Annotated in this window: 16 protein-coding genes; 11 read left to right on the forward strand and 5 right to left on the reverse strand. The window is 70.4% G+C overall.

All coding sequences use genetic code 11. From position 1 onward, the window contains the following. Positions 1 to 13: 13 nt before the first annotated feature. A complete protein-coding gene (locus Q392_RS00995) occupies positions 14 to 1,594 on the reverse strand; it encodes a M48 family metalloprotease (protein WP_051952615.1) in 1,581 nt (526 codons plus the stop codon). 85 nt (positions 1,595 to 1,679) lie between these two features. Between Q392_RS00995 and moaC the strand changes: the two genes are divergently transcribed. From moaC to atpE, 10 genes are all read left to right on the forward strand, one after another. Continuing rightward, positions 1,680 to 2,180, forward strand: coding sequence for a cyclic pyranopterin monophosphate synthase MoaC (gene moaC / locus Q392_RS01000; protein WP_038200384.1), 501 nt, complete (start codon positions 1,680 to 1,682; stop codon positions 2,178 to 2,180). Positions 2,181 to 2,457: 277 nt separating this feature from the next. Then, positions 2,458 to 2,922: a type IV pilin protein gene (locus Q392_RS01005; protein ID WP_051952616.1), complete on the forward strand. Its 465-nt coding sequence runs from the start codon at positions 2,458 to 2,460 to the stop codon at positions 2,920 to 2,922. Next, positions 2,916 to 3,581: a GspH/FimT family pseudopilin gene (locus Q392_RS01010; RefSeq protein ID WP_051952618.1), complete on the forward strand. Its 666-nt coding sequence runs from the start codon at positions 2,916 to 2,918 to the stop codon at positions 3,579 to 3,581. The genes Q392_RS01005 and Q392_RS01010 overlap by 7 nt, the downstream gene beginning before the upstream one ends. Continuing rightward, positions 3,578 to 3,994 carry a type IV pilus modification protein PilV gene (gene pilV / locus Q392_RS01015; RefSeq protein WP_038200385.1) on the forward strand — a complete coding sequence of 139 codons (417 nt, stop codon included), beginning with the start codon at positions 3,578 to 3,580 and terminating at the stop codon, positions 3,992 to 3,994. The genes Q392_RS01010 and pilV overlap by 4 nt, the downstream gene beginning before the upstream one ends. Next, the gene (locus tag Q392_RS01020; RefSeq protein ID WP_084216769.1) at positions 3,991 to 5,211 is read left to right on the forward strand and encodes a PilW family protein; all 1,221 of its coding nucleotides are present in this window, start codon (positions 3,991 to 3,993) and stop codon (positions 5,209 to 5,211) included. The genes pilV and Q392_RS01020 overlap by 4 nt, the downstream gene beginning before the upstream one ends. Next, positions 5,208 to 5,843, forward strand: a complete 636-nt coding sequence (locus Q392_RS01025; RefSeq protein WP_038200387.1) for a pilus assembly PilX family protein — start codon at positions 5,208 to 5,210, stop codon at positions 5,841 to 5,843. The genes Q392_RS01020 and Q392_RS01025 overlap by 4 nt, the downstream gene beginning before the upstream one ends. 21 nt (positions 5,844 to 5,864) lie before the next feature. After that, positions 5,865 to 10,130, forward strand: coding sequence for a PilC/PilY family type IV pilus protein (locus Q392_RS01030; protein ID WP_051952622.1), 4,266 nt, complete (start codon positions 5,865 to 5,867; stop codon positions 10,128 to 10,130). 118 nt (positions 10,131 to 10,248) lie between these two features. Further along, positions 10,249 to 11,181, forward strand: coding sequence for a patatin-like phospholipase family protein (locus tag Q392_RS01035; protein ID WP_038200388.1), 933 nt, complete (start codon positions 10,249 to 10,251; stop codon positions 11,179 to 11,181). Between the two features lie 67 nt (positions 11,182 to 11,248). After that, positions 11,249 to 12,145, forward strand: a complete 897-nt coding sequence (locus Q392_RS01040) for a DMT family transporter (RefSeq protein ID WP_038200533.1) — start codon at positions 11,249 to 11,251, stop codon at positions 12,143 to 12,145. A 93-nt stretch (positions 12,146 to 12,238) separates the two neighbouring features. After that, positions 12,239 to 12,481: a F0F1 ATP synthase subunit C gene (gene atpE, locus Q392_RS01045; protein ID WP_038200389.1), complete on the forward strand. Its 243-nt coding sequence runs from the start codon at positions 12,239 to 12,241 to the stop codon at positions 12,479 to 12,481. Here the strand turns inward: atpE and Q392_RS01050 are convergent. Continuing rightward, on the reverse strand, positions 12,474 to 13,388 hold the full coding sequence (locus Q392_RS01050; RefSeq protein WP_038200534.1) for an acyl-CoA thioesterase: 915 nt from the start codon (positions 13,386 to 13,388) through the stop codon (positions 12,474 to 12,476). The genes atpE and Q392_RS01050 overlap by 8 nt on opposite strands. Positions 13,389 to 13,629: 241 nt before the next feature. Here Q392_RS01050 and Q392_RS33750 point away from each other — a divergent pair, with 241 nt between their 5' ends. Beyond that, positions 13,630 to 14,553 (forward strand): hypothetical protein, encoded by a 924-nt coding sequence (locus tag Q392_RS33750; RefSeq protein ID WP_245610609.1) that lies wholly within the window; start codon positions 13,630 to 13,632, stop codon positions 14,551 to 14,553. Between the two features lie 34 nt (positions 14,554 to 14,587). Here the strand turns inward: Q392_RS33750 and Q392_RS01060 are convergent, their stop codons facing one another. From Q392_RS01060 to hydA, 3 genes are read right to left on the reverse strand one after another with little or no spacing between them, the layout of a single operon-like run. Further along, entirely contained in the window at positions 14,588 to 15,343 is a 756-nt protein-coding gene (locus tag Q392_RS01060; protein ID WP_038200390.1) for an aspartate/glutamate racemase family protein, read from the reverse strand. 52 nt (positions 15,344 to 15,395) lie between these two features. Continuing rightward, the gene (locus Q392_RS01065; protein WP_038200391.1) at positions 15,396 to 16,784 is read right to left on the reverse strand and encodes an amidase; all 1,389 of its coding nucleotides are present in this window, start codon (positions 16,782 to 16,784) and stop codon (positions 15,396 to 15,398) included. Beyond that, positions 16,774 to 18,297 (reverse strand): dihydropyrimidinase, encoded by a 1,524-nt coding sequence (gene hydA / locus Q392_RS01070; RefSeq protein WP_084216746.1) that lies wholly within the window; start codon positions 18,295 to 18,297, stop codon positions 16,774 to 16,776. The genes Q392_RS01065 and hydA overlap by 11 nt, the downstream gene beginning before the upstream one ends. Between the last annotated feature and the right edge of the window lie 16 nt (positions 18,298 to 18,313).

Raw genomic sequence — 18,313 nt, forward strand, 5'->3', positions numbered from 1 at the left:
AGCCGCCGCCTATTTACTGCAGCGGCTTGTCCTTGTCGGCGAGTTGCTCCTTCGCCTTGGCCTCCACCTCGCGCGCACGGGTGTCGATGATCGACGCCTCGTAGTGGTCCACCCTCGTGCCGGGGCCGGCCTGGCGCACCCAGTCCTGTGCGGCGCGGAAGCGGTCGCGCGCGGCCACGTAGTCGAGCACCGCGACGTTGGCCTCGGCATCGGCGCGGATGGCGCGCAGCGTCTCGCCCTGAACCCCGTACACCGCCGACAGCGTGCGCCACGCGGTCGCATCGCGCGGATGCAGCGCCACCCAGTCGCGCAGCGGCGCGGCCACGCCGTCCGGCTGGCGGGCGGCGACGGCGGCCTGCGCCGCGAGCACCAGTTCCGCGCGGTCCTTCGGATGCGCCTTCGGATCCAGCAGCGCCGCCGCGGCGGCGCCGTTGCCGGCGTCCAATTCCACCTCCGCCTGCAGCAGCCGGGCCAGCCGCTCGGCCGGGGCGTCGCCCTGCACGCGGGCGGCCAGGCGCGCGGCCAGGGCGCGGGCGGCCTTCAGGTCCCGCAGTTCGACGGCGGAGCGGGCGGCGGCATAGAGCATCCCGGCCTGCTGCGCCGGGCGGGCGCGGGCGAACTCGCTGCTGTCGACCGCCTGCAGCCACTGGCGCAGCAGGTCGGCGCCCGGACGGCTGAGCACCCGCGCGCGGGCCGCGATCATGGCGTGCTCCATCTGCGGCGCGAGCGGCGCAACCGCCTCGGTGCGGAACTGGAAGCGCGCCTCCATCTCCGTGAGGCGCTCGCCGGTCAACGGGTGGCTGCGCAGGTAGGGATAGGAGCCGTTGTCGTTCAGCCGCGAGGCGTACTGCAGCTTCTCGAACATCGCGGCCGCGCCGCGCGGCGAGAAGCCCGCCTGCGTCATCACGCCGAAGCCGATGCGGTCGGCCTCGCGCTCCATGTCGCGCGAGAAGTCCAGCTGCTTCTGCATCGCCATCGCCTGGCCGCCGACCATCGCCGCCATGCCCAGGTCGCCGCCGCTCCTGCTCTTGGCCGCGGCCAGGCCGCCGAGGATCATGGCGGCCAGCAGCAGCGGGGCCTGGCGGCTCTGCTGGGTCAGCATGCGCGAGATGTGGCGCTGCGTGACGTGCGATAGCTCGTGCCCCAACACCGAGGCCAGCTCGTCGCGGGTCTCGGTGATCGCGATCAGCCCCGTGTGCAGACCCAGGTAGCCGCCGGGCAGCGCAAAGGCGTTGACGGTGCGGTCGCGGCCGATCATCACCTGCCAGGCGTAGCGCTCGTCCAACTCGGGGGTGAGCTCGCCGCGCGTGCGGGCGGCGGCCAGCAGGCGCTGCCAGATGTCCTGCACGTAGTCCGCCAGCACCGGGTCGTCGATGTAGTCCGGGTCGCGGTACAGCTCGCGGGCGATGCGGTCGCCCAGCTGGCGCTCGGCCGTGGCGGTCATCTCCGCGCCGTCGGACAGGCCGGGCAGCGGCTGCACCTGGGCGTGGCCCTGCAGCGGCCACAAGGCCTGGGAGGCGATCAGCAGGGCGGCCAGCAGCGGGCGTGCATGGCGGAAGGCAGGAGGACGCGGGGGCGAAGGCGGTCGAAGCATCGGTCGGCGGTTCTCGTCGGGCGTGCGGGCGGCGGCGGGCGCCGGACCCGGCCCGTATGATGCGCCACACCGCCGATCGTTCAGCATGAGTTCGTCCGCCGCCGCCTCTTCCCTCACCCACTTCGACGCCCAGGGCCAGGCCCACATGGTCGACGTGGCGGGCAAGCCCGCCACCCGGCGGGTGGCCGTGGCCACGGGCGTCATCGAGATGCGCGCCGAGACGCTGGCGCTGATCGAGTCGGGCGGCGCGAAGAAGGGCGACGTGCTCGGCGTGGCCCGCATCGCCGGCATCCAGGCCGCCAAGAAGACCAGCGACCTCGTCCCGCTGTGCCACCCGCTGGCGCTGACGCGGGTGGCCGTCGATTTCGAGACCGCCGCCGCGCCCGTGCCGCACGTGCGCTGCACCGCCACCGTCGAGACCGTCGGCCCGACCGGCGTGGAGATGGAGGCGCTCACCAGCGTGCAGGTGGCGCTGCTGACGGTCTACGACATGTGCAAGGCGGTGGACCGGGGCATGGCCATCACCGGCGTGCGCGTGCTGGAGAAGCACGGGGGCAAGTCGGGGAGCTGGGTGGCGGCAGGCTGAGCGGCCGGACCGGGTGATCCGCCGGGGCCTGCTCGGCCCGACACCCACAGTTCACTCGCATCATGGGTGGAAGCACTCACTATCGCTTATAGCGGCAAGTGGATGAAAGTCGGCTGATCGAATGCTTCCGCCTCAGAAGCATCGGCCGACGAATGGCACGAAAGCACGGATCAGCGGGTTTGCAATTGAAAACAATTGCAGACACTCTGTGACCATTGTGTCTTCGTGCGCGCGCCGGAAGGTGCCGACGCACCTGGCGTTCTCCTTCCGAAGGGCCATGGCTTTGCAACACCCCATCCATTTCCGCCGCCGCGCCGTCCGCGGCTTCACGCTCATCGAGGTCATGATCGTGGTGGCCGTGATCGGCATCCTGGCTGCCATCGCCATCCCGAGCTACCGCGACTATGTCCTGCGCGGCCAGGTGGTGGATGCCACCAACGGCCTGGCCGCCATGCAGGCCAACATGGAGCGGCACTACCAGGACCACCGCACCTACGCCACGGCTGACGGCGTGACCACGCCCTGCGCCACGACGCCTGCCAGCGGACGCAAGGTAGGCAGTTTCCAACTGTCCTGCGACGGTGATCCCACCGCCACGGCCTATACCCTGCAAGCCGTCGGCAGCGGCCCCACCAACGGTTTCACCTACAAGCTCACGCACCAGAACGTGCGCTCGTCCACCACCAGCGCGTGGGGCAACTGCAACTCCGCCTGGGTGCTCAAGAAGGGGCAGGCGTGCTGACCCTGCGCCCATCCGCCCGCGCGCGCGCCGGCGGCTTCACGCTGGTGGAGCTGATGGTCACCATCACCCTGCTGGCCATCCTGCTGGGCCTGGCCATGCCGCCCATGCTCGGCTGGGTCCGCGACAGCAAGGTGCGCGCCGTCAGTGAAACGCTGCAGTCCGGCCTGCGCGAGGCGCAGAGCGAGGCCCTGCGCCGCAGCCGCCAGGTGGTGTTCTCGCTCACCGACGACAAGCCGACGGCGACCGACACGGACGTCACGGCCAAGGAGGACGGCAACCATTGGGCGATCCACACCCTGCCCTCCATGACGGCCGACGAGAACAGCGCCTTCGTGGGCAGCGGCGTGCTCACCGACGTGGGCGCCGGCGTGACGATCACCGGCCCGGCCGCCCTGTGCTTCAACTCGCTGGGCCGCGTGGTGGCCAACAGCACCAGCACCCTGACCGGCGTGACCGGCGGCGCGACCTGCGCCGCCACCGACAACGCCGCCTATGAGATCGGCATCGAAGGCGGCCTCACGCTGCGCGTGCTGGTGGCACTGGGCGGCCAGGTGCGGCTGTGCGATCCGCGCAAGACCTTGTCGAACACCCATCCCGACGGCTGCCCTTCCGACGGCTCGACGCCGCCGGACGAGGACGAAGCCCCTTCCACGCCATGAACAAGCGCCGCACACCCTCCCGCCGCCAGCGCGGCGTGGCCCTCATCGAGGTCCTGGTCGCCATCCTGATCTTCTCTATCGGCGTGCTGGGCCTGATCGGCCTGCAGTCGCGCGCCATCGCCGTGTCGATGGACACCGAGGACCGCAACCGCGCCTCGCTGCTGGCCAACGAACTGGTCAGCATGCTCTGGCTGCGCGGCACGAGCGACATCACGGCCGACGAGAAGACAGCTTGGGAAGACCGTGTGGCCGACGCCACGCAAGGTGGACTGCCCGACGGCGACGGCGGCTATGAGATCGCCACCCTCACTGGCGGACGTCGCCAGGTGGATGTGACCATTACCTGGAAACCACCAGGTCGCAAAGAAGACGACCCGCCTAGCCGGCTCACGACCACGGTGGTGCTGCCATGAGCCCGCGCCGACGTCCCAAAGCCCAGGCAGGCCTGACCCTGGTCGAGTTGCTGGTGGCCATGGCCATCGGCCTGATCGTCACGCTGGCCGTGACCAGCGTGGTGCTCGTGGGCGAGAACCACAAGCGCGCCACCACCGCCATCAACGACGCCAACCAGTCGGGCAGCTACGCCGCCTACCTGCTGGACCGTGCGCTGCGCAGCGCCGGCTCGGGCTTCACGCAGGCGTGGGACCTGGGCGTGTTCGGCTGCCGCCTCAACATCCGCCGCGGCGGCAGCGCCCTGCTGCCGCGCACCGCGGCCTTTCCCGCGCCCTTCGCCAGCGTGCCGCAGACGCTGAACATGGCGCCGGTGCTGATCCAGCGCGGCGACGACTCCGACGTGCTGGTGGTGATGGGCGGCAATGCCGCGGCGGGCGACATCCCGCGCCCCATCCTCTCGGCGGGTGCCGACGAGAACTCCCTGCGCCTGAACAACACGATCGGCCTGCAGGCCGGCGACATCGGCTTGGTCAGCCGCGAGGGCGTGGACGACTGCCTGATCGAGCAGGTGAGCGCCGCGGGCGCCAGCGGCGGTGGCGGCAGCGAATCCGAGGGTGAAGAAGAAGGCGCCACGCCTCCCAACGACCTGCTGACCCTGGGCGGCACCTATCTCGCCACCACCGGCAAGGAGGCCAGCCTGAGCACCCTGGTGGACGGCGGCAACGCCTTCTTCTCGCCCGTGGGCCGGGCCGGCGCCAACAACGTGCAGTTCCAGATGTTCGGCGTGGACGGCGAGCGCCGCCTGCTGAACTACGACCTGATGCACTTCGCCGGCAGCGACAGCGCTGCCGTGCAGGCCCTGGCCGACGGCGTGGTCACGCTGCGCGCGGTGTACGCGCTGGACGCCAACGGCGACGGCCGCTTCAATACCGCCGACGGCGACCGCTGGGCCGCGCCCGACGAGGAGGGCTACGACATCCAGTCGCTGATGGACACGCCCGCCACCGCGCGCCAGGTGCTGGCCGTGCGCGTGGCGCTGGTGCTGCGCAGCACGCATTTCGAGAAGCCCGCGGCCGAGGATGAATATGTCTCGCCGGCCAGCCTGACGCTGTTCGGCGACCTGCCCGAAGCCCAGCGCAGCACCTACACCATCGCCACCGAGGACCGGCAGTTCCGCCACCGCGTGGTCGACCTCACCGTGCCCCTGCGCAACATGCTGCTGCTGCCCACGTCATGAGCCCCTCCCGCCGAATCCACCTTTCCCCCGTCCGCGCGCGGCAGCGCGGCGTGGTCCTGCTGTTCGCACTGATCGTGCTGGTGATCCTGCTGGCCGGCGGCGTGGCGGTGGTGCGCTCCATGAACGCCTCGCTCAGCAGCGCCGGCAACCTCGCCTTCAAGCGCGATCTGGTCAACCAGGGCGAACGCGCCGTGGCCCGCGTGCTGGCCACCTTCGACGGCAGCGGCGCGCTGGCGCAGGCCGCGACGCGGCAGGGCCATCTCAAGGCCGCCAACTACAGCGCCACCGCGCTCCAGACCAATGACCAGGGCGTGCCCCTGGCCCTGCTGAGCGACAGCGCCTTCAACGCCGTGGGCCAGAGCAGCAACGACATCGAGGACGAAGACGCCCAACTCCACATCCGCTACGTGATCGACCGCCTGTGCAGTGCCACGGGCGCATCGGGCGTGCTGGGCGCGGCCGGCTGCGTGTTCCCTCCCTCCAACAGCGACGTGCGCGGCGGCAGCAGCCAGGAAATGGGCACGCGCATCCCGCCGCCGCCGTCCATCACCTACCGCCTCAGCATGCGGGTGACCGGCCCGCGCGACACGCAGGTCTTCCTGCAGGCCTCGTTCGCGCGGCCGGACCAATAAGCGCCAGACCAAGGCATCGCCATGACCCTTCTTCATCGCTTTCCCCGTCTGCGCCGCGGCCTGTGCATGGCGCTCACCGGCGCGCTGCTGCTGCCGAACGCTCCCGCGCTGGCCGCCACCACGCCGCTGGCCAACCAGCCGATCTTCTCGACCTCGGAGGTGCCGGGCAACCTGGCGCTGGCGCTGTCGGTTGAATTTCCGACCGTCACGCGGGTGGCCCACGTGGCCAACTACACCAGCACGCGCAGCTTCCTCGGCTACTTCGACCCCAACAAGTGCTACGCCTACGTCAAGAACACGACGGCGGTCACCAGCCCTGGCGGCGGCACCCTCGCCACGAAATGGGGCGACTCCAGCTACTTCCAGCCCGTGGGGCTCGCCACCAATCGCACCTGCTCGGGCCGCTGGAGCGGCAACTTCCTGAACTGGGCCACGCTGACCGCCATCGACCCCTTCCGCTGGGCCATGACCGGTGGTCGGCGCGTGGTAGACGAGGTCGGCAACACGATCATCGAGAAGGGCTGGCATTCCGGACAGGGCAGCTACTTCCCGACGCGCAACCAGACCGACCGCACCGAGGGCAAGATCCCGCTGTCGGAAGTGGCGGGCGCCACGCCCTTCGGCAACGCCGTGACCTCGCTGAGCGTGGCCGTCAACGGCCTGGGCTACATGATGCAGGTCGATCTGCAGGGCGGCCGCTCGCGCACCTTCGACGTGCGCTACTTCCATTTCTCCGGCACGCCGGGCGATAGCATCTTTGCGGGCACCCCCGTTGCCACGGGCACCGGCCACAACGCCTATTCGGATTGGGGCGAAGACAGGCCGGTCAGCGGGGTCAACAAGGACAACTTCGCCGTGGAATACCTGGGCTCCTTCACGGCGCCCGAAACCGGCAACTACATCTTCCAGACCAACTCGGATGATGGCGTCCGCGTGTGGGTCAACACTTCCGGCACCAACACCTTCGACAACAGCAACCGGGTCATCGACAACTGGACGGACCACGCGCCCACCCTCAACCAATCCGGCAGCGTCTATCTCACCGCAGGCCAGAACTTCAACATCCGCATCCGCTACTACGAGAAGGGAGGCGGCGCCGTCATGCAGTTCTCGTGGCGCACGCCATCGGCCTCCAGCTTCTCGGCCTTCAGCGAATCGGTGTCGGGGGCACAGAACTACACCGTCCGCGTCAAGGTCTGCGATCCTTCCCCCGGCAGCGGCGGCGTGGAGACCAACTGCGTGCAGTACGGCGAGGGCAACTGGAAGCCGGAAGGCCTGATCCAGGAATACTCGCAGAAGATGCGCTTCAGCGCCTTCGGCTATCTGAACGAAACCGGCAACCAGCGCGACGGCGGCGTGCTGCGCGCACGGCAGAAGTTCGTGGCCCCGACACAGCCGGTGCCCGGCCAGGCCGCTGCCAACAACAGCCTCCGCGAATGGGACCCCACCACCGGGATCATGGTGCGCAACCCCGACAGCGCGGATGCCACAGCCACCAACACATCGGCGGGCCTCACGGACGACAACCGGGTAATCGACAGCGGGGTCATGAACTACCTGAACAAGTTCGGCCAGATCCTGCTGCCCACCGGCACGAGCATGCCCAGCGAGTACTACAAGGGCAACGACCCCGTGGGCGAGTTGTATTACGCCACCCTGCGCTATTTCGCCAATCTTGGCAATGTGCCTGAGTGGTCCAACCTGAACACGACGGACAACGCCACCAAGCGCAAGCGGCTCGACGGCTTTCCGGTGCTCACGAGCTGGGACGACCCCATCCAGCACTCCTGCCAGCGCAACTTCGTGCTGGGTATCGGCGACATCTACACCCACGACGACGCCAACGTGGCGGGTGTCACCGGCAGCAGCGTGCCGCAGAAGGTCAAGGACGACAAGCATTTCAATGGCCCGACCGTCACCGAACAGGCAGGCCGGCTGTATGACGAGGGACCACCCAGGACGCAGATCTGGGGTTCCGGCCTGGGCACCTACAGTTCCGGCCGCAGCAACCGCTACACCATGATCGGCCTGGCTTTCGACGCCAACACGCGCGACATCCGGCCCGACAATGCACAGTCGCCGCAGACCATCGGCAAGCAGACCGTGCAGACCTACTGGGTCGACGTGCTCGAGGCACCGTTCGAGAAGAACAATCAGTTCTACCTGGCGGCCAAGTTCGGCGGTCTGGATCAGAGCAAGCTGCCCGCCAACTTCGACCCCTACACCTTTGCGGGTGACATCCCTCTGGACTGGTGGTCCACCACGGCGGATACGGTCGGTACGGGCAGCAACACGCAGCGGCGCCCCGACAACTACTTTACTGCCGGCAGTCCTGACGCGATGGTCGAGGGCCTGAGCAACGCCTTCCGCCGGATCGCCAACTCGATCCAGGCGTACACCACGTCCTTCTCGCTGTCGAGCGCGCAGGTCTCGTCGCTGGGCGCGGCCTCCTATGCGGCGCAATACGACTCCAAGGACTGGACCGGCCGGATCTCCGCCAATCGCATCACCTTCGACAGCGATGGCAATCCCACGTCCACCCAGGTGTGGAGCACCGGCACCACGCTGCAGACCCAACTCGCGGGCAGCGGATGGAACACGGGCCGCATCGTGGCCACCTTCAGCGGGTCGGCCGGCATCCCGTTCCGGTACGACAGCCTGTCGAGCGATCAGCAGGGTTGGCTCGATACGAGCTATGGCGCCGGCAATGACGGAGCCAACTACCTCAACTGGCTGCGCGGCGACCGAACGAACGAGCGAAGCACCACCAGCCCGACGGCACCGTACCGCACGCGCAGCCTGCTGCTGGGCGACATCGTCAACGCCAAGGTCACGCCCGTGGGGCCGCCGTCGATGAGCTTCTCCGACGCGGTGAACCCAGGCTATGCCGCCTTCAAGACCGCTCATGCAGACCGCCCCGTGGTGGTGTATGCGGGTGCCAACGACGGCATGCTGCACGCGTTCGACGGCGCCCTGGAAGGCACCAACGCGGGCAAGGAACGTTTCGCCTACGTGCCCAGCTTCCTGTTCGGCCGCCCGGCGGGCCAGGACACCGGCGACGGCCTGCTGGCCAGGCTGGGCGACCCCAACTACGAACACCGCTTCTACGTGGACGGCACCCCGCTGGCCTTCGACATCGACTTCAACCACGCGGGCGGCACCTTCACCACCACCAACGCGGCCAACGCCGACTGGCGCACCGTGCTGATCGGTGGCCTGGGCAAGGGCGGCAAGGGCTTCTATGCGATCGACGTGACGGACCCGGACGCCATGAACTCCGAGACCAGCGTCGCCGGCAAGGTGCTGTGGGAGTTCACCGACGCCGACATGGGCTTCAGCTACGGCGCGCCCGTGGTGGTGAAGACCAGGAAGTACGGCTGGGTCGTGCTCTTCACCGGCGGCTACAACAGCGCCGGCACCAAGGGCTACCTGTACGTGGTGAACCCGCGCGACGGCTCGCTCATCCAGAAGATCGAGACCGCCACCGCCGCCAGCGGCATGGCCCAGGCCTCGGCCTACGTGCAGGACTTCAGCGATGGCACGGCCGACGCCGTGTACGCAGGCGACCTGGACGGCCAGATCTGGCGCTTCGACCTCACGGCCGCCAAGGGCAGCACCGGCGGCTATCCCGAAGGCCAGCGCATCGCGCTGTTGGCCGACGCCAGCGGCAAGGCGCAGCCCGTGACCACGCAGCCGCTGATCGAGATCCAGCCCAACACCAAGAAGCGCTTCGTGCTGGTGGGTACCGGCCGGCTGCTGGATGCGAGCGACATCCAGTCGAGCGACGTGCAGAGCTACTACGCCATCATCGACGGCAACGCCGCCACCTTCGGCGTGGCCGGCACCACCTACCCCATCCGCCGCGCCGACCTGGAAGCCGTGAGCGACCTGACGGAGGGCGTGGCCCTGGGCAACGGCGACCTGGGCTGGTTCGTGGACCTGGGCGTGGATGACAACGTGGCCTGGCGCATGACCTCCTCCGCCACCTCCTATAGCGGCGTGGTCGCCTTCACCACTCTGAAGACGGCGGGCGACGCCTGCAGCCCCTCAGGCAGCAGCCGCATCTATGCGCTGGACTTCGGCGCAGGCAAGACCGTGCTGGCCGACGGCTCGCCCTTCCAGAGCGTGAACGCCGCCATCACCGACCTGCGCTTCCTGAGCGTGGACGGCAAGGTGCGCCTGGTCAGCGGCGACAACCAGGGCACGATGCGCAACACGCCCATCAACCTGCCCGGCATCATGGGCCTGCGGCTGCTGAACTGGCGCGAGGTGCCGACCGTGGATTGAGGCGGGCGCCGCATGCAGGAGCATCAGGCCGCCCGCCGGCGGCCTGGCGGCTTTCATGCAGCGCAGCCGCCGAAGCCATGTCGGCGCTGCGGCATCCGCGTCCGCTATCCTGCACCCGATGTCTTCCTCCCGCCCCCGCATCGGCCTGGCCCTCGGCAGCGGCTCCGCGCGCGGCTGGTCGCACATCGGCGTGATCCGCGCGCTGGAGCGCGCGGGCCATGCGCCCGACATCGTCTGCGGCACCTCGATCGGCGCGCTGGTGGGCGCGGTGCATGCCGCCGGCCGGCTGGACTGGCTGGAGGACTGGGTGCGCCGGCTCACGTGGCCCGGCGTGGTGGCGATGCTCGACTTCCGCATGGGCGGCGGGCTGATCGAGGGCTCGCGCCTGACCGGCTTCTTCCGCCAGCATTTCCGCGACGAGGGCATCGAGCACCTGCCGCTGCCCTTCGCCTGTGTCGCCACCGAGCTGGGCACGGGCCGCGAGGTGTGGCTGCGCGAGGGGCCGGTGATCGACGCGGTGCGCGCCTCGATCGCGCTGCCCGGCCTGTTCACGCCCACGCAGCTGGACGACCGGCTGCTGGTCGACGGCGGGCTGGTCAACCCCGTGCCGGTGTCGCTGTGCCGCGCCATGGGCGCCGAGGTGGTGATCGCGGTGGACCTGAACTGGGACCTGATCGGCCGACGCGCCCGCGCCGAGGTGCAGACCGAAGGCAGCGGCACGGACGAAGCCGACGCGCCCCCGGCAGCGACGTCGCCGATCGCTGCCCTGCTCGCGCGCCTGCGGCCGCTGCCGCGCGCCGCGGCGGGCCGGGCGCGGCAGGCTCCTTCGATGCTGGACGTGCTGACCACCAGCCTGAACATCATGCAGGTGCGCATCACGCAGAGCCGGCTGGCGGGCGAGCCGGCCGACGTGGTGATCCGCCCACGGCTGTCGGACATCGCCGCGATGGACTTCCACCGCGCGGCCCTGGCCATCGCGCAGGGCGAGGCGGCGGTGGAGCGGGCGCTGCCGCTGCTGGAGGACGCGCTGGGCGAACCGCCGGCGGCCTGAGCGCACGAGGCGCGCATTGCCCCTGCGCCGGCAGCCCTGGCGGCCAGCCGCCACAATGCCCGACGCCATGCAGAAACTGACCCCGCGCCAATGGGCGCTGCTCGTCCCGCTCACCCTCATCTGGGGCCTGAACTGGCCGGTGATGAAACTGGGCATCGCCGACTTCCCGCCGCTGAGTTTCCGGGCGATGTCGCTGTGGCTCGGCGTGCCGGTGCTGGCGGCGATCCTGCTGGCCGGGCGGGTGTCCTTCCGCGTGCCGCGGCAGCACTGGGGCGAGCTGCTGTGGCTGAGCGCCACCAACATGTTCGTCTGGCACGCTTGCATGATCCTCGCGCTCAAGCACCTGTCGAGCGGGCGCGCGGCCATCCTGGGCTACACGATGCCGATCTTCTCGGCGCTGATCGGCGCCCTGCTCTACGGCACGCGGTTGAGCGCGCGCGGCTGGCTCGGCGTGGGCGCGGCCGCGCTGGGCGTGGGGCTGCTGCTGTGGCACGAGATCGCGGGCATGGCCGGGCGGCCCGGCTACCTGGCGCTGGCCCTGGTGGCGGCCGCGGTGTGGGCGCTGGGCACGCAACTGCTGCGGCGCTCGCAGCTGCCGGTGCCCACGCTGACCGTCACCTTCTGGATGATCGCGCTGACAGCGGTGGTGATGACGCTGCTGTCGGCGCTGCTGGAGCGCGACCAGTGGCAGGTGCCCGACGCGGCCGCCTGGAGCGCCATCCTCTACAACGCGGTGCTGATCTTCGGCTTCGCGCAGGCGGCCTGGTTCGCGCTGGCGCGCGGCCTGCCGCCCATCGCCTCGACGCTGAGCGTGATGCTGATCCCGGTGCTGGGCGTGTTCAGCGGCGCGCTGTGGCTGGGCGAGGTGCTGCACTGGCAGGACTGGGCGTCCGTGCTGCTGATGATGGTGGCCATCGCGGCGGTGCTGGCGCCCGCGCGGGGCGCGCCGGCGCCGGCCGGCTGAGCGCCCCGCCCATGACCTTCGGGGTCATCGACGCGCTGCCGCCGCCGCGCGACAGTCGGTGCAACGTCAACAACCCCGAAGGAGAACAGCATCATGGGCACCGGCTTCGACATCCTCCCCCTGGCCGTCGCGCTGCTGATCGGCATGAGCGCGGTGGGCTCGTGCATCGGCATCGCGCTCCTGGGCAGCAAGCTGATCGAGGGCTCGGCCCGCCAGCCGGACCTGATGCAGGAGCTGCAGGGCAAGTTCTTCCTGGCCGCCGGCGTGACGGACGGCGCCTTCATCATCGCCACCGGCGTGGGCCTGTGGTTCGCGACGGCCAGCCCGTTCAAGTGACGATGACGGACGCCCGCGCGCCGGCCGGCGCGAGGTCGGTGACGCGCAGCATGCCCTCCTGCGCGGCGGAGGCCACCAGGCGGCCATCGCGCGTGTAGACCCGGCCGAAGCACAGGCCGCGCGCGCCGCTGGCGCTGGGCGAATCCACCACGTACAGCAGCCAGTCGTCGAAGCGGAAGTCGCGGTGGAACCACATGGCGTGGTCGAGGCTGGCGGCGCGCACATGGCCGGCCAGGAAGCTCAGGCCGTGGCGCACGGCGGCGGCGCGCAGCAGGCCGTGGTCGGAAGCGTAGGCCAGCAGGGCGCGGTGCACGACCGGGTCGTCCGGCAGCGGGGCGACGGCGCGCATCCAGATGGCACAGCCGCCCTCGCGCGGCGCGGGGGCGAGCAGGTCGTCCTGTTCCACCGTGCGGTACTCGATGCCGTGCGGCACCGTGGCCTTCACGCGGAAGGGCTCGGGCAGGCGGTCGCCGGCCTCCACGCGGCGTTCCAGCTCGCTGGGCAGGCCCTCGGGGCCGGCCACGGCGGGCATCGGCTCCTGATGCTCCACGCCCGGGTCGCGCGTCTGGAAGGAGGCGGCCATCTCGAAGATGATCCGGCCGTTCTGCCGCGCCAGCACGTGGCGGGTGGTGAAGCTGCGGCCGTCGCGCACGCGGTCCACGCTGTAGTCGATGGGCGCGTGCTCACCCGGCAGCAGGAAGTAGGCGTGCATCGAGTGCACCGGCCGCTGCGGCGCCACGGTGAGGCTGGCGGCCATCAGCGCCTGGCCCAGCACCTGGCCGCCGAAGACGTTGGGCGTGCCGATGTCCTCGCTCCGCCCTCGGAAGCGGTCCTCGCCGGCGGGCGCGAGGCGCATCAGGGCGACGAGGTCGTCGACGAGGCAGGCGGTGGTGGGGGCGTCGGTCATCGGTGCGGCGGATTCGGGGAAACCCTGGAACATAGCAAAGGTGGTGCCGGCGCGCTGTCACGCACTCGCTCAGGAAGCGCCGGGCCACCCCGGGTTTTCTTGCCCCCTCGAGGGGGCGGGCTGGGCGCAGTCCGGCCTTTTGGGGGCACGCAGAACGCGCCTGCTTGGGCACAATGCCGCACTCCACCGCGGCCGTGCCTGCCGGGCGCGCCGTCCCTTCGGCCCTTCCTTCCTGCCCATCATGCAGACACCTTGCTCCTCGCCCTCCCTGTCCGTCCTGGCCCTGGCGGCGGCCGGCGCCGTCTTCCTGGCCGGCTGCGGCTCCACCTCCGGCGGCGGCGCTGCCGGCGCCCCGGCGGCGGCCCCCGCGCCCGCCGCCAGCGCGCCCCCGGCACCGCCCGCGCCCCCGCCGACGCCCGGCTACGCCGAGGTGGCGGGCGCCTTCGAGGGCGCCAGCCTGGCGCAGGTGCGCCAGCAGTTGGTGGGCAGCACCGTGGCGCTGGACCTGCAGCGCCCGGCCAACCGCAGGGCGCCGGCCAACACCTGGGTCTCGGCCGAGGGCGACGCGGTGAGCTTCCGCTGCCTGGCCACGGACAAGGGCTTCCGCGGCGGCGCCGTCACCACCGAGGTGCGCGCCGTGCGCGTGGCCGGCAAGCAGCGCACCGTGGACCTGGCGCGCTGCGCGGCAGCCGCCGAAGCAGCGCCCGCCGCAGCGGCTGCACCGGCCGCAGCGCCTGCAGCCGCACCTGCGGCGGCCGCCGCCGGCGCGGGCACCGTGGGCGCCGGCAAGCCGGGCATGGACGCGCGCGGCAACGTGGTGGATTCATCGAAGGTCGAGGCCGGCAGCGGCCGCACCGTGAAGGGCCTGAACGACTACGAGGGCGAGATCACCGGCAACCCCGCGCCGGGCAGCAAGTTCGCCAAGCTGCAGATCGGCATGTCGGCCTTCCAGGTCACCAGCCAGATCGGCCCGCCGAGCGACCAGGGCGCCTACATCACCGGCAAGGCCTGGATCCCCTTCTACTTCGGCTCCGACCGCCACCGCTTCGAGATGGTCTACAAGGGCCAGGGGCGGCTGATCTTCGCGGGCGGCAGCGTGGGTGACTTCAGCAACGGCTACCTGATCTGGATCATCCACAACGCGAACGAGCCGGGGACGCGCTGAAAGAGAGGGCCGCTTCAAGCGGATCGTCGCCGTGTCAGGGCGCACCGCCTTCCGGCGTGAACTGAACGGCAACCTCCGGCGCCAGCCCGAGGGTCGCCTTTGCGCTGGGGCGGCGGAAGGTTCCGGCGGCCGCCTTGCGCACGCGCAATGCGGCGAGCACTTCGGCCTGCTTGACCGCTGCGGCCATCTGGTCGACCACCGGCACCGGAATGCGGTGCTTGACCTTGCTGGCGAGGCCTGCGAGGGGAGCACCGGCCAGGATGACCACGTCGGCCTCGCTCTCGTGCACGGCCGCGTTGGCGAGCTTGACCAGCAGTTCCTCCTTCTCGTCCTGCACATCCGCCACGGACGCGAAGGCGCCATCGAGCATGTGGATGCCCGCCAGCCGCCCTGTCAGGCCATGGGATTCGACGCACTCCTGATACCAGGGGCCCAGCGCCTGCGCGAAGGTCACGATGGCAAAGCGCCGGCCCAGCATGCAGGCCGTGAGCATGGCGGCCTCGGCCATGCCGACGACAGGAATGTCGAAGAGCTCCCGCGCGGCAAACAGGCCGGGGTCGCCGAATGCCGCAATCACCGCCGCGTCGACATGCTTGTGCTGCCGAGCCAGCATCTCCAGAGCGATCGCGCCACCGATCTGCGCTTCGGCCCGCGTGGCGATGTAGGGAAAGCCGCGTGGTGCCGTCATGGACACCAGCTCCGTTCCGGATGCCGCAACGGCCTGCGCCGCCCCCATCAGCCGGTCGGTGATGCCCTGGGTCGTGTTGGGATTGAGGATCAGGATCCGCATGGCCGTGCTCGTGGTTCCGTGGTGAATGCGATCGTCGCGACGAGGGGAAAAGCTAGCCGCGCGCCGTGAGCGGGCGCAACGCGGCTTCGAAAAGCTCGGCCGCGGCCAGAAGCAGGTGGTCGCGCCCCCGGGCCGCCACGACCTGCAAACCTACGGGCAGCGCATCGCGCCCCAAGCCGCACGGAATGGAAATCGCCGGCACCATCGCATGGTTCATGAATGGCGTAAAGACGGCATGCGCACGCGGCTCGACGGACTGCCCTTCGATGATCCGGGGGCCTGGCCGGTCGTTGGGCCACGCCACGCACGGCGTGGTGGGACACACCAGCAAGTCGTGGTGCTGCAGGAAGTCGCCGAGCGTCAACGCAATGCGCAAGCCGGCCTCGCGAGCGCGGGCGACGTCGGCGCCACGCCACTTCAGTCCACGCTCGATCTGGCGGGCGATGTCCGGATCGAAGACATCCGGATCGCGCCGCCAGTCGCTCTCGAACAGGCTTGCGAGGCCGACGTGTTGAAGCGGCATCAGGGCCTCTTCACTGGCGCCCTGGGGCCAGGAGGGGTCCGCGCGCTCGATCGGCAGGCCCGCGCCGCGCAGCCGCTCCACGGCGGCCTCCATGCACGCCGACACGTCCGGATCCACGGGCACATCCAGCCCCAGGCGCGGGCTGAAGGCGATGCGCAGCCGGCGCACATCGGCATCGGCGGCGGGTTGCAGCTCGATGGTCTGCGGGTCGCGCACGTCCACGCCTGCCATGGCGTCGAACATGAGGCGGGCGTCGGCCACGGTGCGGGCGATGGGCGCCAGGGTCTGCAGGCCGATGAAGGCATGCGCGAAGCCGAACGGATCGGCGATGGCGCCGAAGGAGGGCTTGAATCCCACCACGCCCACATGCGACGGCGGGCGGCGGCTGGAGCCGCCTCCGTCCGTGCCCAGGGCCAGCGGCGCCAGGCCGGCGGCCACCGCAGCCGCGCAACCTCCGGAGGAGCCGCCGGGCGTCAGCGACAGGTCTTGCGGATGCCGGGTCAGGCCATAGACGTGGTTGGTCGTCAAACCCTTGCAGGCGAACTCGGAACTGTTGGCCATGCCCACGATCAACGCGCCGGCCCGGCGAAGCCGCTCCACGGCCAAGGCATCGCGCGGCGCCACGAAGTCCGCAAACAGGCGCGAGCCCTGCGTCACGCGCTGCCCTGCCACCCAGATCACGTCCTTGACCAGGACGGGAACGCCGGCCAAGGGCAGAGGTTCCCGGGCGGCCAGGCGGCGCCGCAAGTGTTCGAGTTGCGCCGGCAGGTCGGCGGGTGGGTCGCCCACCACCGCATTGATCGCGGGGTTGCGCTCGTGCATGCGCTGCCGGAAGGCCCGAAGCACGTCGGCCGGGTCCAGGCGGCCGTCGCGGCAGGCGGCAGCGATCTGCCTCGCGTCGAGCAGTTCAGGGAGCATGGCGCTTGCTGGCTTCCCGCGCATTCGCGGCTTCGGGGCGAACGATCCGGCCCAGGGCGTCGGGCCGGTCGCCCACATAGTTGCCGGCGGGCACCGTGTCCCGCACCTTGGGCCGTGCCATCTCGGGGCGGCCGCACGGCAGGAACATGCCGTCGCCCGGCCGTCCCTGCACCTGGCCGTCATCCCAGACCCGGCGGCCACGGACGAACGTGCTCACCGGCCAGCCGGTGACCTGCAGGCCTTCGTAGGGCGTGTAGTCCACTGCGTGGTGCAGCATGCCGTTGGCAATGGTCACCTGGCGGTCCGGATCCCAGATGGCGATGTCGGCGTCGGCGCCGATGGCAATGGCGCCCTTGCGCGGCGCCAGGCCGTAGAGCTTGGCGGGGTTGGTGGACGTCAATGCCACGAACTGGTTGAGCGTGATGCGGCCGGTGCGAACGCCTTCGGAGAACAGCAAGGGCAGCCGCGTCTCCAACCCGGGGATGCCGTTGGGGATGTACTGGAAGTTCACTTCGCGGCCGCCCGGCTTCTTTCCCTGCGGGTCGTCGAAGCGGAAGGGCGCATGGTCGGACGAGACGATGGTGAACAGGCCGTCCGCCAGGGCGTCCCACACCACACGCTGGTTGGCCCGGTCGCGCGGCGGCGGGCTGCATACGCATTTGGCTCCTTCGTATCCTTCGTCCAGATGGCTGGAGGTCAGCAGGAGGTATTGCGGACAGGTCTCCGCGTAGATGCGCAGGCCGTGCGCGTGCGCCCACCGGATCTGGTCGATGGCTTCGCGGCCCGACACGTGCACGATCAGGATCGGTACGTCCACGACCTCGGACAGCGCGATGGCCCGGTGCGTGGCCTCGCGCTCGACAGCCATCGGCCGGGCATGCGCGTGGTATTTGGGCGCCACCTGGCCGGCCTCTTCCAGCGCCTCGGTCAGCCAGGCGATGCAGTCGGCATTCTCCGCATGAACCATGGCCAGGGCGCCGTGCCTTCGCGCCACCGCGAGCAGGCTCAGGATCTGCCGGTCGTCGAGCCGCATGTCCTCGTAGGTCATGTAGATCTTGAAGGAGGTGTAGCCCGCCTCGATGAGCGCGGGGAGTTCGTCCTTCAGGACCGCGGGCGTCGGATCGGTGACGATCATGTGGAAGGCATGGTCCACGAAGGACTTGCCCTCGGCGCGGCGGTGGTAGTCCTCGACCGCGGCGCGCAGCGACTGGCCCTTTTCCTGCGCTGCGAACGGGATGACGGTCGTGGTGCCGCCGCACGCGGCGGAGCGCGTGCCGGTGAGGAAGTCGTCCGCCATGCGCAGCCCATCGCCCATGGGCTGGTCCAGGTGGCAATGGGCATCGATGCCGCCGGGCAGCACCAGACGGCCGCGCGCGTCGATCTCCTCGCGGCCCGGCGAAAGCGCCTGGCCCAGCGCCACGATGCGCCCGTCCCGGATGCCGACGTCGGCCTGCATGGTGTCGCTGGCGGTGGCCACGGTGCCGTTGCGGATCACGGTGTCGAATGTGCTCATGCCGCTCCTCCCTGGG

Source organism: Xenophilus azovorans DSM 13620, assembly GCF_000745855.1.
Lineage (GTDB): Bacteria > Pseudomonadota > Gammaproteobacteria > Burkholderiales > Burkholderiaceae_C > Xenophilus > Xenophilus azovorans.

Coding starts and splice junctions, on each gene's coding strand:
- Q392_RS00995 (WP_051952615.1), bottom strand. CDS start 1,594: ATGCTTCGACCGCCTTCGCCCCCGCGTCCTCCTGCCTTCCGCCATGCA.
- moaC (WP_038200384.1), top strand. CDS start 1,680: ATGAGTTCGTCCGCCGCCGCCTCTTCCCTCACCCACTTCGACGCCCAG.
- Q392_RS01005 (WP_051952616.1), top strand. CDS start 2,458: ATGGCTTTGCAACACCCCATCCATTTCCGCCGCCGCGCCGTCCGCGGC.
- pilV (WP_038200385.1), top strand. CDS start 3,578: ATGAACAAGCGCCGCACACCCTCCCGCCGCCAGCGCGGCGTGGCCCTC.
- Q392_RS01020 (WP_084216769.1), top strand. CDS start 3,991: ATGAGCCCGCGCCGACGTCCCAAAGCCCAGGCAGGCCTGACCCTGGTC.
- Q392_RS01025 (WP_038200387.1), top strand. CDS start 5,208: ATGAGCCCCTCCCGCCGAATCCACCTTTCCCCCGTCCGCGCGCGGCAG.
- Q392_RS01030 (WP_051952622.1), top strand. CDS start 5,865: ATGACCCTTCTTCATCGCTTTCCCCGTCTGCGCCGCGGCCTGTGCATG.
- Q392_RS01035 (WP_038200388.1), top strand. CDS start 10,249: ATGTCTTCCTCCCGCCCCCGCATCGGCCTGGCCCTCGGCAGCGGCTCC.
- Q392_RS01040 (WP_038200533.1), top strand. CDS start 11,249: ATGCAGAAACTGACCCCGCGCCAATGGGCGCTGCTCGTCCCGCTCACC.
- atpE (WP_038200389.1), top strand. CDS start 12,239: ATGGGCACCGGCTTCGACATCCTCCCCCTGGCCGTCGCGCTGCTGATC.
- Q392_RS01050 (WP_038200534.1), bottom strand. CDS start 13,388: ATGACCGACGCCCCCACCACCGCCTGCCTCGTCGACGACCTCGTCGCC.
- Q392_RS33750 (WP_245610609.1), top strand. CDS start 13,630: ATGCAGACACCTTGCTCCTCGCCCTCCCTGTCCGTCCTGGCCCTGGCG.
- Q392_RS01060 (WP_038200390.1), bottom strand. CDS start 15,343: ATGCGGATCCTGATCCTCAATCCCAACACGACCCAGGGCATCACCGAC.
- Q392_RS01065 (WP_038200391.1), bottom strand. CDS start 16,784: ATGCTCCCTGAACTGCTCGACGCGAGGCAGATCGCTGCCGCCTGCCGC.
- hydA (WP_084216746.1), bottom strand. CDS start 18,297: ATGAGCACATTCGACACCGTGATCCGCAACGGCACCGTGGCCACCGCC.